Origin of the sequence: Pseudomonas sp. RU47, assembly GCF_004011755.1 — a bacterium.
Taxonomy (GTDB): Bacteria; Pseudomonadota; Gammaproteobacteria; order Pseudomonadales; family Pseudomonadaceae; genus Aquipseudomonas.
This window is the reverse complement of record NZ_CP022411.1, coordinates 4,177,034-4,189,763: the sequence shown is the minus strand read 5'-3', so window position 1 is coordinate 4,189,763 and position 12,730 is coordinate 4,177,034. Positions and strand designations below refer to the sequence as shown.

Below are 12,730 nucleotides of genomic sequence, written 5' to 3'. Positions count from 1 at the left end.
AGCACGATCTCTGTAGGAGCTGCGGCACGCTGCGATCTGTTGATCTTGATTCTGAAAAACAAGATCAACAGATCGCAGCCTCGTTTCACTCGACAGCTCCTACAGGGAAACCGGGGAAGGCGTTGATTAGCGAGGCATGTAACCCAACTGCCAGCGCCGCGGGATTTTCAGGGAGAGCAGCCCGATCATCGCGGCCAGCAACCCGCTGACGAACATCGCTTTGAGCCCCAGATGATGTTCCAGCACCGCCCCCAGAATCGCGCCGATAAACATCCCGCTCCATGGCACCAGTTGCACCCGCCAGCCGCTGCGCCGTTCGCCAAGCATCCAGCGACCCAATCCACGGCCGAATCGCGACAATGCGCCAGTCACGTAAGTGAGCCCGACCGGCAAGCCGTTTACCTCTTCGACCGCCGCATTGAGCATGCCCATCGCAATAATTGCCGCCATCAGCGCCGGCAGTTGGGTGTCGAATGGCCAGACCGCTGCCGCGCACAGCAGGGTGGCGATACACAGCAGCAGCGGTAACGCCCGGCGTCCGCCGAAACGTGCAACGACGACCCCCAAGGCATTGCCGACAATAAATGTTGCGACGAGGATCAACAAACGCACGGTCAGCCCGACATCGCCATCACTGATCGCCACAGCGAGTCGAGTGGTGTTGCCGCTCATGAACGAGACGAAGTCGCCGCTGGCCATAAAGCCGATGGCGTCGGTCATTCCGGCCAGTACCGAGAGGCTGGCCACCAGTGCCAGACCCACCCGCCCGCGCCACTTCTGCGTGTGCAGATGGCCGGGGCTGGCGCGGTGAGTCGAGGTGGATGGCAGCATGAGTGGCGGTGTCCTTTCGCGGTGGTTACGGTTCTATGCCATACAGATCGCAATATTCCAGCCAATCCATACCGGCCATTTCTGCGACTTCACGGTGAACTTCCAGACGCTGCGCCTGATACTCCTCAGGCGAATCAGCGGTCAGTTGCAAGGTCAACTCCCAGGCGAACAGACCGAGACTTTCCGCCTCGGCCTCAAACGCTTCATGCAGTCGTTCTTCACGATACTGCGCCTGCGTTTCGCCTTTGGCCTGGGCCAGCAACGGGTTGAGGTGGTCGAGGGTTTCGCGCAGTTCGGGACGCGCGTCGAGAAACACTTTCAGGGCATGTTCATGTCGCTGGTCGGTAGGCGCCATGTGTTTTCCTTGTGAGGCTGATGACCTTAGGTTGCCGCAGCGGCCTGCGCGTGTCGCGCTATAAATGCAGTAAAGCAGAACGATTTCTGCTGCTGCGGTGATACAGTCCGCTTTTTTCTGAATGAGCGAATGCAATGCGAATTCTGATGGTAGCGCTGGCGGCGACGCTGCTGGCCGGTTGCGCAGGCTCGGTGATGGACGATGCTCGCACCAAAACCCCCTATAAAGTACTGACTTCGGACAAAGCCGAAAAAGTCGTGGCGCAGTGTGTGCAGTTCGGCTGGCAGGACGAGGCGGTGTTCGGCGTCGATGCGGCGGCGTATCTGGAACCGCGCAAATCGGGCGGTACGACGGTGTATACCCGTTCGGCGGAGTCGTTTGTCGACGTGATCACTGAAGCTTCGGGCACGACGCTGAATTACTACGCGCAGAAGGATGACTTTGTCGCCAAGCGCCGGTTGGCGGCTTTAGCGACCTGCCTCTGATCATGCGCTGAAGCGGCTGCCACCTTCGTCGGAACGCCGCCCGGAGCAGGCTCGCTCCCACATTTTGCAATGCGTTCCAATGTGGGAGCGAGCCTGCTCGCGAAGGGGCCGCAACATTCAACCAATCAGTCGCTTCTGGAAGAAATGCCGCTTATGCCCCAAGGGGTAATCCAGAATCTCTCCGCATTCGCTGAATCCAAGCTTCTTGTAAAACTCCGGAGCCTGGAAGGAGAAGGTGTCGAGCCAGATGCCAACGCAGTCTTTTTCCCGTGCCAGATCTTCCGCCCTCTGCATCAACTGCGAGCCGATACCTTTGCCGCGACCCTGTTCCGGCACGGCCAATAACTCAATGAACAGCCAACGATAGAACGTGTGGGCATACAAACCTCCGAGGATCGCATCGTGTTCATCACGCACTAACAGAGCGATCGGCTCGAAGGTCGACGGTCCGGCTTTGGCAACGTTGTGCGCACGCAGCGGCGCGAGGATGGCTGTGCGTTCTTCTTCGCTCGGGTTTTGTGACAGCTCGATGCGCAAATTCATACGTGACTTCCTTGTAGTTTGAACCCGCAGCCTATCCTGCCCGGCGCCTGTCTTCCAAGCCCTGCCGCAACCCGGTGGAACTGCCGCTCTCGCGTCGGGGTCTAGCCTTTACAGCGTCATTCCAGCACGCGGTTGATGAGGATCCCCCATGAATATTTTCGAAGCCCTTCGCGAAAGCCATGACCGCCAGCGTAGCTACGCCAAAACCCTGATCGAAACCAGCGGCGATACGCCGGAACGGGTCGAAGCTTACAAACAGCTCAAGGCAGAACTCCAGGCTCATGAAACTGCTGAAGAGCGCCATTTCTACATTCCGCTGATGGAGCTTGATGACGGTGTCGATCTGAGTCGCCATGCCATCGCTGAACACCATGAAATGGACGAGATGATGGAAGAACTCGACGAGACCGAGATGTCCAGTCCGGCGTGGTTGGCAACCGCGAAGAAGCTGTCGGACAAGGTTCATCATCATTTAAAGGAAGAAGAGCAGAAGTTCTTCCAGATGGCCGGAAAATTGCTCAACGAGAAACAGAAAGAACAGCTTGCCGGGCAGTACGAAAAGGAGTTCAAGGCACAGTTACCGTGAGTACTGAATGGCAGTTTTTGCAGCATTGGCGTGTAATCTTTTGGCGCCATCTCGGGTGGGCGTTATCGTAATTGACTGTATATACATCCAGTATTTTCAGTGTTTTTACGTCTTGAGGCCGTCGACTGCGACAAAACCGCCGATGGACAAAAAATTCGTCTCCGTTAGCTTGAAGGCCTCTCCTCGGAAAGGAGAGTTCTTAAATCAACGGAGTGAAAAACATGAATCAACCACAAGCACAAACCCAACTGCGACACGGTCGTGTCATCTCCCCTGCAAGCCGCGGTGCGGTGGCGATCGAGCAAGGATTGCTCGGCGCCTGGCAGGTCAACGAAATGGAAGGCGGGAAGAATTTCCCGGCACTGGCAGCGGGGCCGTTTCCGGCCCCTTACCAGAGCGACTCGGACAGTGTCACGCCACCGGCCGACGGCTACATTCTCAGCGGCGGCAAGAACGATGCCCGCGATTGCGTGAACTTCACCAATGAAGAGATGAGCAAGAAACTCGCTCGCCCGTTTACCTGGCCGCTGCTCAATGTCACGCCGGGGCAGACCCTCGAAATCAAGTGGGAATACACCGCGCCGCACACCACCCGGGGCTACCGCTGGCTGATCACCAAGGATGGCTGGGACCCGAAACAACGCATCAGCCGCGCGCAACTGGAGGCGCAACCGTTTTTCGAGGACTTCTACACTCAGGTGCCTTATTACAGCTATCCGAATGAGCTGAAGGCCAAGGTCAATCACGCGGTGAAACTGCCAGCCAACAAGAGGGGCCATCACGTGATCGTGCTGATGTGGATCGTTGCCAACACCGGTAACGCCTTCTATCAGGCCTTCGACGTCGACTTCAAATAACGGCGCTGCGTCGTCAAACCCACACGTTCTGAAGGATTAGAACATGTCAAATATCGACTTTTCTTTAATGCAAAACCCGGCGAGCGATGCCGCTTCGCTGATGCCGAGCATTGCCGGCAAAAAGATCCTCATGGGCTTCTGGCACAACTGGCCAGCGGGGGCGAGCGATGGTTATCGCCAGGGCCGCTTTGCCAGTCTCTCGCTGGAGGAAGTGCCCAAGGAGTACAACGTCGTTGCAGTGGCCTTCATGAAGGGCAGCGGCATTCCGACCTTCAAGCCGTTCAACGTGTCCGATGCCGAGTTCCGCCGCCAGGTCGGCGTGCTCAACAGTCAGGGTCGGGCCGTGCTGATTTCCCTCGGCGGTGCCGATGCGCACATCGAATTGCGCAGCGGTCAGGAACAGCCGCTGGCCAACGAAATCATCCGTCTGGTGGAAACCTATGGCTTCGATGGACTGGACATCGATCTTGAACAGAGCGCGATTGATTTCGCTGCCAACAAGACCGTCCTGCCGGCCGCGCTGAAACGGGTCAAGGATCACTACGCAGGCCAGGGCAAACACTTCATCATTAGCATGGCCCCGGAGTTCCCGTATCTGACCAGTACCGGCAACTACGTGAGCTACCTGCAGGCACTGGAAGGCTACTACGACTTTATCGCCCCGCAGTTCTACAATCAGGGCGGTGACGGGGTCTGGGTGCCGGAAGCCAACAATGGCGCGGGTGCTTGGATTGCGCAGAACAACGATGCGCTGAAGGAGGATTTCCTTTACTACCTGACCGAAAGTCTGGTGACCGGCACTCGCGGCTTCACGCGGATCCCGGCGGACAAGTTCGTCATCGGCCTACCGGCCAACAACGATGCGGCGGCCACCGGTTATGTGATCGACAAAACCGTGGTCGGTAATGTCCTCAAGCGTCTGGCGATCAAGGGGCTGTCGATTAAAGGTTTGATGACCTGGTCGGTGAACTGGGACAACGGCACCAGCAAGGATCGTGTGCCGTACAACTGGGAGTTCAGCAGGCGTTATGGGCCGTTGATTCAGGGGGGGCGTTCCGTTGGGCAGGATGTCGATGACATGCAATCGCTCATCGCTCGTTAGTTGCAAATAAAGAAGCCCGGTAGCGCTGCCGGGCTTTTTTTGTTCGCGCAATTATTCGACCATGGCGGCTTACTCAGGAAACAGGATCAAGCGTCATGTCCAACACAGCCGAGCGGGTCAACATCGTCGACACTCAGGTGTTGTCCCATGACTGGTATTTGCTGAAGAAAATCACCTTCGACTATCACCGCAACAATGGCGAGTGGCAGCGTCAGACCCGTGAGGTTTACGACCGCGGCAATGGCGCTGCGATTCTGTTGTTCAACCGCGAGCAGCGCACGGTGGTGCTGACCCGGCAGTTCCGTTTACCGGTGTTCGTCAATGGTCATGATGGTTTGCTGATTGAGGTGGCGGCCGGGTTGCTCGAAGGCGCGGCGCCGGAGCAACGGGTTCGCGATGAAGCTGAGGAGGAAACCGGTTATCGCGTGCACGATGTGAAGAAGGTGTTCGAGGCCTACATGAGTCCCGGTTCGGTGACCGAGAAGCTGCATTTTTTCATTGCCGAATACGACGCTGCATCGAAGGTCAGCGACGGTGGCGGTCTGGAAGAAGAAACCGAAGAACTGGAAGTGCTGGAGTGGAGCTTCGACGAAGCGTTGGCAGCGTTTCAGCGCGGTGAGATCTGCGACGCCAAGACCATCATGCTGTTGCAGTATGCGGCGATGAATAACTTGTTTAACTGATAAATCAAAAGATCGCAGCCTTCGGCAGCTCCTACAGGAAAACGCATTCCAAGGTAGGAGCTGCCGAAGGCTGCGATCTCTTGATTCGTATTAACTGACTAAAACAAATCCCCGGTTTTGCCAATCTGCAACCAGTCGCCACCTTCAAGGGTCAGCAAGCGCTCTTTCGCCTCCAGCCCACCGGCAAACCCGGTCAGCTTCCCCGAGGCGCCGATCACCCGATGACACGGCGCGACGATGGAAATCGGGTTGCGTCCGTTGGCGGCTCCCACTGCCCGCACGGCGCTGGGGTTGCCGATCTGTTCGGCAATCTGGCTGTAGGTCCGCGTCTCGCCAAATGGAATGGTCAGCAGCGCCGCCCAGACCTTTTTCTGAAAGTCGGTGCCAGCGAAATCCAGTTCCAGATCAAAACAGTCACGCGTCCCGGAAAAATATTCTTCAAGTTGTCGAGCCGTTCGAATCAGGATCGGAGTGTCGGGTGCCTCGCTCATCGGTCCGAGGCGCACGCGGTTCGGTTTGTCGTTTTCCCAGAGGATGGCCGCCAGTCGTGAGCCGTTCGCGACCAGCTTCAGCTCACCGACGGGCGAGGGCAGGGTGATGAACGTATAGGGCATGACGGCAGACTCCGGATCAGGACAGCAACAGTGCCCAGCATACTGCCTGATCGGGGAGGCGCAATACGCAAAGCCGACCATACTGCTTGATGCTCTTGAAGCGTTCCGCCTCTGTTTTGTACAGACCCTGAAAACAAAAAAAGAGATCGACTCATGAAGTACGAACCTTTGGCCAAATCGCTGATAGCGACCTCACTGGCACTCAGCTGTCTCATGGCTCACGCGGCGTCAGTCGCACCGGTTGCCGCCGAAAACGGCATGGTGGTCACCGCGCAACATCTGGCCACCCATGTGGGTGTCGACGTACTGAAAAGTGGCGGTAATGCCGTCGATGCGGCAGTCGCCGTGGGTTACGCGCTGGCGGTGGTGTATCCCGCAGCAGGCAACCTCGGCGGTGGCGGCTTCATGACCATTCAATTGGCGGACGGGCGCAAGACCTTCCTCGATTTCCGCGAAAAAGCCCCGCTGGCGGCCACCGCGAACATGTACCTCGACAAGGAAGGCAACGTCATTCCCGACTTGAGCACCCGTGGCCATTTGGCGGTGGGTGTGCCCGGCACGGTCTCTGGCATGGAACTGGCGCTGAGCAAATACGGGACCAAGCCGCGCAAGGAGATGATTGCCCCGGCGATCAAACTGGCGGAAGACGGCTTTGCGCTGGAGCAGGGTGACGTCGAGTTGCTGGAGTACGCCACCGACGTGTTCAAGAAGGACATGCGCGATTCCGGCGCGATCTTCCTGCACAACGGCGAGCCGATGCAGGTCGGGCAGAAACTGGTGCAGAAGGACCTCGGCAAAACCCTGCGGAGCATTTCCGATAAAGGCGCCGACGGCTTCTATAAAGGCTGGGTCGCCGATGCCATCGTGACCTCCAGTCAGGCCAACAAAGGCATCATCACTCAGGCCGACCTCGACAAATACAAGACCCGCGAACTGGCGCCGGTGGAGTGTGACTACCGTGGTTATCATGTGGTCTCGGCGCCACCGCCAAGCTCCGGCGGCGTGGTGATCTGCCAGATCATGAACATCCTCGAAGGCTATCCGATGAAGGATCTGGGCTTCCATTCGGCTCAGGGTATGCACTATCAGATTGAAGCGATGCGCCACGCCTATGTCGATCGCAACAGCTACCTCGGCGATCCGGATTTCGTCAAAAACCCGATCGAACACCTGCTGGACAAGAACTACGCGACCAAACTGCGCGACGCTATCCAACCGAACAAGGCCGGCGTGTCGGCTGAACTCAAGCCCGGCGTAGCGCCCCATGAAGGCAGCAACACCACCCACTATTCGATCGTCGACAAGTGGGGCAATGCCGTGTCGGTGACTTACACCCTCAACGACTGGTTCGGCGCGGGCGTGATGGCGAGCAAGACCGGGGTAATCCTCAACGATGAAATGGACGACTTCACCTCCAAGGTCGGCGTGCCGAACATGTACGGTCTGGTGCAGGGCGAAGCCAATGCGATAGCGCCGGGCAAGGCACCGCTGTCATCGATGAGCCCGACCATCGTCACCAAGGACGGCAAAGTGGTGATGGTGGTCGGTACGCCGGGTGGCAGCCGCATTATCACGGCGACTTTGCTGACCATGCTCAACGTCATCGACTACGGCATGGGCCTTCAGGAAGCGGTCGATGCGCCACGCTTCCATCAGCAGTGGATGCCGGAGGAAACCAACCTCGAGGACTTCGCCGCCAGCCCCGATACGCGCAAGATTCTCGAGAGCTGGGGCCACAAGTTCGCCGGCCCGCAGGACGCCAACCACATCGCCGCGATTCTGGTGGGGGCACCTTCGCTGGGCGGTAAGCCCGTTGGCAAAAACCGTTTCTACGGCGCCAATGATCCGCGCCGCAACACCGGCTTGTCACTGGGTTACTGAGGGGCGTAAAAAGGGGGCGGGCTCACGTCCGCCCCTGTCTCGAGGACTGATCAAGGAAGGCTCATCATGACCACCGCATTACTGATCATCGACGTCCAGCGCGCCCTCTGCTCGGGCGAATATCAGTGCCATGACATTCACCGGGTGATCGACACCATCAACGGTCTCAGCACCCGGGCGCGCAAGTCAGGTGTGCCAGTGGTGCTGATCCAGCATGAAGAAAAGGACAGCCCGTTGGCCCTTGGCGCCGAAGGCTGGCAACTGGCCGAAGGGCTTGAGACATCGCCTGAGGACTTGCGCGTACGCAAGACCACGCCGGATTCGTTCTACCAGACAGACTTGCGCAAACTGCTGCCGAGCGAAGATTTCGAAAAACTGGTCATCTGTGGTCTGCAAACCGATTACTGCATCAACGCCACCGTGCGTCAGGCCCATCAACTGGGTTATGACGTGGTGCTTGTGGCCGACGCGCATTCCACGGTCGACAACGGCAACATGAGCGCCGAAGACATCATCACCGAGCACAACAAGGATCTGGCGCACCTGACCGGCTCCGTGGCGCGGATCGACGTCATACCCGCAGCCGACATCACGTTCTGACAACCCACACAAAACCTGTAGGAGTGAGCCTGCTCGCGATAGCAGTGTGTCAGTTGGCGCAGCATCGTCTGACAGAACGCTATCGCGAGCAGGCTCACTCCTACAGTGGGGATTTCCGGCAGCAGCACTGGCATACTGCGCGCCGTCCGAAGATTGGAATCTCTCGATGTTCGCCATCTCCCTGCGCCATGCCTTGGTGCTGATGTCCGTTGCGTTTGCCTCTGTTACCCAAGCCAGCAGTTTTGATTGCGCCACGGCCAACAGCAAAACTGAAAAAGCCATTTGTGGTGACCCGCAGATTTCGCTGCTCGACGAGAAGCTGGGCAAGCTGTGGCATTCGACATTGGCTAATGTCCCCGATGCCCAAGCTCTCAAGACTGACCAGCGGCAGTGGCTGAAAAATCGCAACGCCTGTGGTGAGCAGACGGCCTGTTTGCGCCGCCAGTACCTGATGCGCCTGACCGAACTTGAACACGCCACCCAGCCCTTCAGTTGGGACGCGACCTGGCAGCTTGTTCCGCCGGGGACTTCAACCTCGGCGACGGTGATAACCCAGCGTCGCGATGCTACGCACATCAGCATCGACATTACGGCAGCTGAGGGCGCCAACTCCGGTGATCTGGATGGCATCGCCACACTCAAGGACGGTAAGGCCGTTTACTCGGAAGACGAGTGCACCCTGTCGTTCACTCCCATCAACGGTGTGCTGGATATTTCGCTCGTGGGCGCAGGCGGATATTGCAGTGCCGGATTGGGCGTCTACTACACCGGTCGTTTTGTCGCCTCGCAGCACCCGCTGACACTGGATTACGACATGCTTAGCCTGGGCCTGGCGCAAACACCGGAAGAGAACCAGGCACTGCACACCTTGCTCAAAGGTGATTATCAGACACTGGTGGAAAAGTCCGGCTCGTTGATGACCGCTGAGCCTTCCGCTGATGTGCCGGGCAGTCAGGTCTGGGAGATGTGGATGCGCGGCCTCGGCGGTACCGGCGTCGTGATGCGGTCAACCGCTGGCCATTTCTGGGTGCTGCTGGTGACCTACGACAGTACCGGCCACTCGCGTCTGCGCTATTACACCAACGCTGCGAAATGGAAAAAACGTCTACCCGACACCTTGCACGACTGGAACGAGCGCATGAAAGATCATCTGGAACTCCCCGTAGACTTCATGCCCTGATCTGCGCAGCAGCCCTCCCTCAAGTCGCAAACAAAACCCCACGAATCTCGCCGACTCGCGGCGCTACGACCACGCCCTCCAGCACCATCCGCGTGATCGTCTGCGCCGCCGTTTGATAGTCCTCATCCTGCGGCACTTCGCGCCCCGTGATCCGGCCCATCTGCCAGCCGATGTTGGTGTACGTGCGCGTCGCCGACCAAATGAACAGCATCAAATGTTCCGGATCCACCGGTGCCAACAAACCGCGCTCGATCCAGCTGCGCAGGCATTCAACATTGCGCCGCGCTTCGGCCTGCAACAGATCTCGGCACTCGTCGGGCAACTGTCGACCGCCCAGCAGCAATTCGCCGCTGAACACCTTGGCAATCGCCGGATGCTCGCGGGCAATCCGAATCCGCGCGGCAATGTAGGCGCGCAGCCCCGTCAGCGGATCATCGCTTTCACGCAGCGCCGCTGAGGCTTCCAGCAGCGGTTCGACAAAACCCAGCAGTACTTTGCCGTAGAGGTTTTCCTTGGTCTGGAAGTAGTAATACAGATTGGCCTTGGGCACCCCGGCACGTGCCGCGATGTCGCGAGTCTGGGTGGCGTCGAAACCGTTGGCGGCGAATTCTTCGGTGGCGGCGGCGAGGATCAACTGCTCGTTGCGTACGCGGATGGCACTCATGGACACACAGGTTGGCTGGACGGCATGGAAAGGTTCTGGCGATTTCGGTTTCGCAATATACAAAACTATATAGCGAGGAGGCCAGCATACTCGAAGGGCAGCGCTATGCTGTTTCGATCATTGATTGGAAACGAAGCGGGCGTATGACTCTTCAGGCCGTGCGAGCCGACGCGACACATCTGGATGCGGTGGCGGCGTTATTCGACGCTTATCGAGGTTTTTACCAGCAGCCGGCGAACCTTGTGCAATCGCGAACCTTTATCGCTGAACGCATGGCTGCCAGCGAATCGGCGATTTTTCTTGCTCAGGATGAACACGGTGAAGCGCTGGGTTTCGTGCAGCTGTATCCGACATTCTCGTCCATCGATGCCCACCGCACCTGGCTGCTCAGCGACCTGTTCACTGCACCCGCCGCCCGTGGGCGCGGGGTTGGCCGACTGTTGATGAACACTGCGCGTGACTTTGCCTTGGCAACCGGTGCCAAGGGCCTGGTGCTGGAAACCGCCACGGACAACTTCATGGCGCAAGGCTTGTACGAATCCCTCGGTTACGTACGCGACAGCGGGTATTACACCTACATCCTCGACTTGCGGCAGGGCTGAGCAATTTTTTTGCCGATTTCGCCAATTCAGGCTTTCGCTGGAAGGCCGCTCTCTCTAGAATCCGCCCGGCCTTCGCAATGAAGGCTCAATGCCATCATTTGGTCGTGTACACATAGGGACGGACATCATGCAATTCGGGAAAATTCTGGCGCTGGGGCTGGTACTTGCGCTGGGCGGTTGTGCCAGTTTCACCAAAGACGAAGTGGCGCCGGTGACCATGCCGTCGATGGCCAGCTACGCCAACAAGCCAAACGTCTACGTCGATTTCGATTTCTATCAGGGCGAGCCGAAAAGTGGTTCCGCCGTGGAAGTGCCGCAGGCACGTGATCAACTGAAACCACAGCTGCAAAAAATCCTCACTGACTCGGGCCTGTTCGGCCGTGTCACTCTGGACGAGTTCCAGAAGCAGCCGGGCGACTACAGCCTGCGTCTGAAAATGTACAACCATCCGCCGAATGCAGGCTCCATGGTGCTGGCCTTCATCAGCGGCTTCAGCATGATGGTAATCCCGGCGTACGGCACCGATCAGTACACCTTGAGCCTGGAAGGCTTGGATGGCCAAGGTCAGGCCCTGACCACCGCGAGCAACCACGATGCGATCGGCACCTGGATCGGCATCTGGTTCATTCCGCTGATGGCCAACACGCCTAAAGACGCGGTGAATGACACCTTTACCCGTCAGGTCAACGCGTTGCTCAAGCAAATGGTTGATAACAAAAACCTGAAGTACTCGGCGCTCGAAACCGGTATTCCACGGGTTTGAAGCGAAAAAAAAGAGCCGCAATCGCGGCTCTTTTTTTTGCCCTTACTTCAGGGCCTGAATGAACTGTGGATCGCTGTACAGTTCCTTCAGCAGGTCACGCACCATCGGGTTGTAAGCGTTGACCGCGTTCGGGATCGCAATGAAACCGAAGAAGCTGCTGCTCCACTGGCTGCTGACATTCTTGGTCGCGTCGTACACCACATCGTTGCCATTGAGCAGGGTGAAGCGAGCAGCCAGTTTGCCGTCGCCCGTGCCCATGCCGGCGGACAGTTCGTTCTTCACCACCAGCACTTTCAACTGACGCTGAGCCTGCGGATCGAGCAGACCGGCCTTGCGCAGTTCTTCGGTGATCGCGTCCTGAATGTGCGCCGGGATGCTGCCAGACGGTGAGCGAACCGGATTGGCACGCACCACCAGCGAACCTTCACCGGATTCGGCGGTAACCTGAGGATTGCTGATCGCATGCAGCGGCGGGGTTTGCTTGAGCTTCTGAACGTTCTCGAAACTCGGCTCGTAGCGGGTCATGGTCATGCCACACCCTTGCAGCAGCAGAGCCAGCATCGGGATCAACAACAGCGACTTCTTCACGGCAGTTCCTTGCGTGGGAATAGAGGAGGGCGCGAATTATGGGCAGAGTGCCATCATTGAGCAACCTCGTTCGTCGGCGCTTTGAGCAATTGCTCGATCTGCGCCAATTCCCAAGTACTGAGCAGGCTCACCGGGTCGGTGCCAAAACGCTGCCAGCGCTCTAGCGAGCCTTCTTGTCCATCGTCGCTGCGGGCGTGTTCACAGTGATGTAATCGCCCCCCGGCAAAATCCAGCAGCAGGCGCCAGCCGTCGATATCGACTGTGACCAGCCCAGTCTCGGCAGGTGCTTCGCAGACTGTGAACGCGAGCACACCGAGCGCCGCTTCACGCAAACGCTGGCACACTTCGCGGGACGTCAGAAATGCAGACATGTCGAACTCGATGAATACAGGAGCG

At 58.2% G+C, this 12,730-nt stretch carries 17 protein-coding genes; 10 read left to right on the top strand and 7 right to left on the bottom strand.

All coding sequences use genetic code 11. The features are described from left to right. Positions 1–126 precede the first annotated feature (126 nt). Both CCX46_RS19020 and CCX46_RS19015 read right to left on the bottom strand, forming a co-directional pair. Complete coding sequence (locus CCX46_RS19020) at positions 127–831, bottom strand: YoaK family protein (RefSeq protein WP_127928910.1); 705 nt, start codon at positions 829–831, stop codon at positions 127–129. Between the two features lie 25 nt (positions 832–856). Next, positions 857–1,186: a DUF6388 family protein gene (locus CCX46_RS19015; RefSeq protein WP_016987055.1), complete on the bottom strand. Its 330-nt coding sequence runs from the start codon at positions 1,184–1,186 to the stop codon at positions 857–859. A gap of 134 nt (positions 1,187–1,320) precedes the next feature. Between CCX46_RS19015 and CCX46_RS19010 the strand changes: the two genes are divergently transcribed. Next, on the top strand, positions 1,321–1,671 hold the full coding sequence (locus CCX46_RS19010) for a hypothetical protein (protein ID WP_127928908.1): 351 nt from the start codon (positions 1,321–1,323) through the stop codon (positions 1,669–1,671). 117 nt (positions 1,672–1,788) lie between these two features. Here the strand turns inward: CCX46_RS19010 and CCX46_RS19005 are convergent, their stop codons facing one another. Continuing rightward, positions 1,789–2,214: a GNAT family N-acetyltransferase gene (locus CCX46_RS19005; RefSeq protein ID WP_127928906.1), complete on the bottom strand. Its 426-nt coding sequence runs from the start codon at positions 2,212–2,214 to the stop codon at positions 1,789–1,791. A gap of 148 nt (positions 2,215–2,362) precedes the next feature. Here CCX46_RS19005 and CCX46_RS19000 point away from each other — a divergent pair, with 148 nt between their 5' ends. From CCX46_RS19000 to CCX46_RS18985, 4 genes are all read left to right on the top strand, one after another. Next, entirely contained in the window at positions 2,363–2,800 is a 438-nt protein-coding gene (locus CCX46_RS19000) for a hemerythrin domain-containing protein (RefSeq protein WP_127928904.1), read from the top strand. A 221-nt stretch (positions 2,801–3,021) separates the two neighbouring features. After that, positions 3,022–3,657, top strand: a complete 636-nt coding sequence (locus tag CCX46_RS18995; RefSeq protein ID WP_127928902.1) for a lytic polysaccharide monooxygenase auxiliary activity family 9 protein — start codon at positions 3,022–3,024, stop codon at positions 3,655–3,657. Between the two features lie 43 nt (positions 3,658–3,700). After that, positions 3,701–4,759, top strand: coding sequence for a chitinase (locus tag CCX46_RS18990; protein WP_127928900.1), 1,059 nt, complete (start codon positions 3,701–3,703; stop codon positions 4,757–4,759). A gap of 95 nt (positions 4,760–4,854) precedes the next feature. Then, positions 4,855–5,442 (top strand): NUDIX domain-containing protein, encoded by a 588-nt coding sequence (locus CCX46_RS18985; protein WP_127928898.1) that lies wholly within the window; start codon positions 4,855–4,857, stop codon positions 5,440–5,442. A 98-nt stretch (positions 5,443–5,540) separates the two neighbouring features. On the opposite strand, the gene CCX46_RS18980 is transcribed toward CCX46_RS18985, so the two are convergent. Continuing rightward, the gene (locus tag CCX46_RS18980; RefSeq protein WP_127928896.1) at positions 5,541–6,056 is read right to left on the bottom strand and encodes a methylated-DNA--[protein]-cysteine S-methyltransferase; all 516 of its coding nucleotides are present in this window, start codon (positions 6,054–6,056) and stop codon (positions 5,541–5,543) included. A 153-nt stretch (positions 6,057–6,209) separates the two neighbouring features. Here CCX46_RS18980 and ggt point away from each other — a divergent pair, with 153 nt between their 5' ends. The 3 genes from ggt (at position 6,210) to CCX46_RS18960 (ending at position 9,717) form a co-directional block, all read left to right on the top strand. After that, positions 6,210–7,937 carry a gamma-glutamyltransferase gene (gene ggt / locus CCX46_RS18975; RefSeq protein WP_127928894.1) on the top strand — a complete coding sequence of 576 codons (1,728 nt, stop codon included), beginning with the start codon at positions 6,210–6,212 and terminating at the stop codon, positions 7,935–7,937. A gap of 66 nt (positions 7,938–8,003) precedes the next feature. Further along, positions 8,004–8,537, top strand: coding sequence for a cysteine hydrolase family protein (locus tag CCX46_RS18970; protein ID WP_127928892.1), 534 nt, complete (start codon positions 8,004–8,006; stop codon positions 8,535–8,537). Positions 8,538–8,703: 166 nt separating this feature from the next. Next, positions 8,704–9,717: a lysozyme inhibitor LprI family protein gene (locus tag CCX46_RS18960; RefSeq protein ID WP_127928890.1), complete on the top strand. Its 1,014-nt coding sequence runs from the start codon at positions 8,704–8,706 to the stop codon at positions 9,715–9,717. A gap of 19 nt (positions 9,718–9,736) precedes the next feature. Here the strand turns inward: CCX46_RS18960 and CCX46_RS18955 are convergent, their stop codons facing one another. Continuing rightward, entirely contained in the window at positions 9,737–10,381 is a 645-nt protein-coding gene (locus tag CCX46_RS18955) for a TetR/AcrR family transcriptional regulator (protein WP_127928888.1), read from the bottom strand. 143 nt (positions 10,382–10,524) lie between these two features. Here CCX46_RS18955 and CCX46_RS18950 point away from each other — a divergent pair, with 143 nt between their 5' ends. Both CCX46_RS18950 and CCX46_RS18945 read left to right on the top strand, forming a co-directional pair. Further along, positions 10,525–10,983: a GNAT family N-acetyltransferase gene (locus tag CCX46_RS18950; RefSeq protein ID WP_127928886.1), complete on the top strand. Its 459-nt coding sequence runs from the start codon at positions 10,525–10,527 to the stop codon at positions 10,981–10,983. 127 nt (positions 10,984–11,110) lie between these two features. Beyond that, positions 11,111–11,746, top strand: a complete 636-nt coding sequence (locus CCX46_RS18945; RefSeq protein ID WP_127928884.1) for a hypothetical protein — start codon at positions 11,111–11,113, stop codon at positions 11,744–11,746. A 42-nt stretch (positions 11,747–11,788) separates the two neighbouring features. Here CCX46_RS18945 and CCX46_RS18940 read toward each other — a convergent pair whose 3' ends face one another. Together CCX46_RS18940 and CCX46_RS18935 are read right to left on the bottom strand one after the other, a co-directional pair. Further along, positions 11,789–12,334 carry a hypothetical protein gene (locus CCX46_RS18940; protein ID WP_007908120.1) on the bottom strand — a complete coding sequence of 182 codons (546 nt, stop codon included), beginning with the start codon at positions 12,332–12,334 and terminating at the stop codon, positions 11,789–11,791. A 53-nt stretch (positions 12,335–12,387) separates the two neighbouring features. Continuing rightward, positions 12,388–12,705 carry a DUF7693 family protein gene (locus CCX46_RS18935; RefSeq protein ID WP_127928882.1) on the bottom strand — a complete coding sequence of 106 codons (318 nt, stop codon included), beginning with the start codon at positions 12,703–12,705 and terminating at the stop codon, positions 12,388–12,390. Between the last annotated feature and the right edge of the window lie 25 nt (positions 12,706–12,730).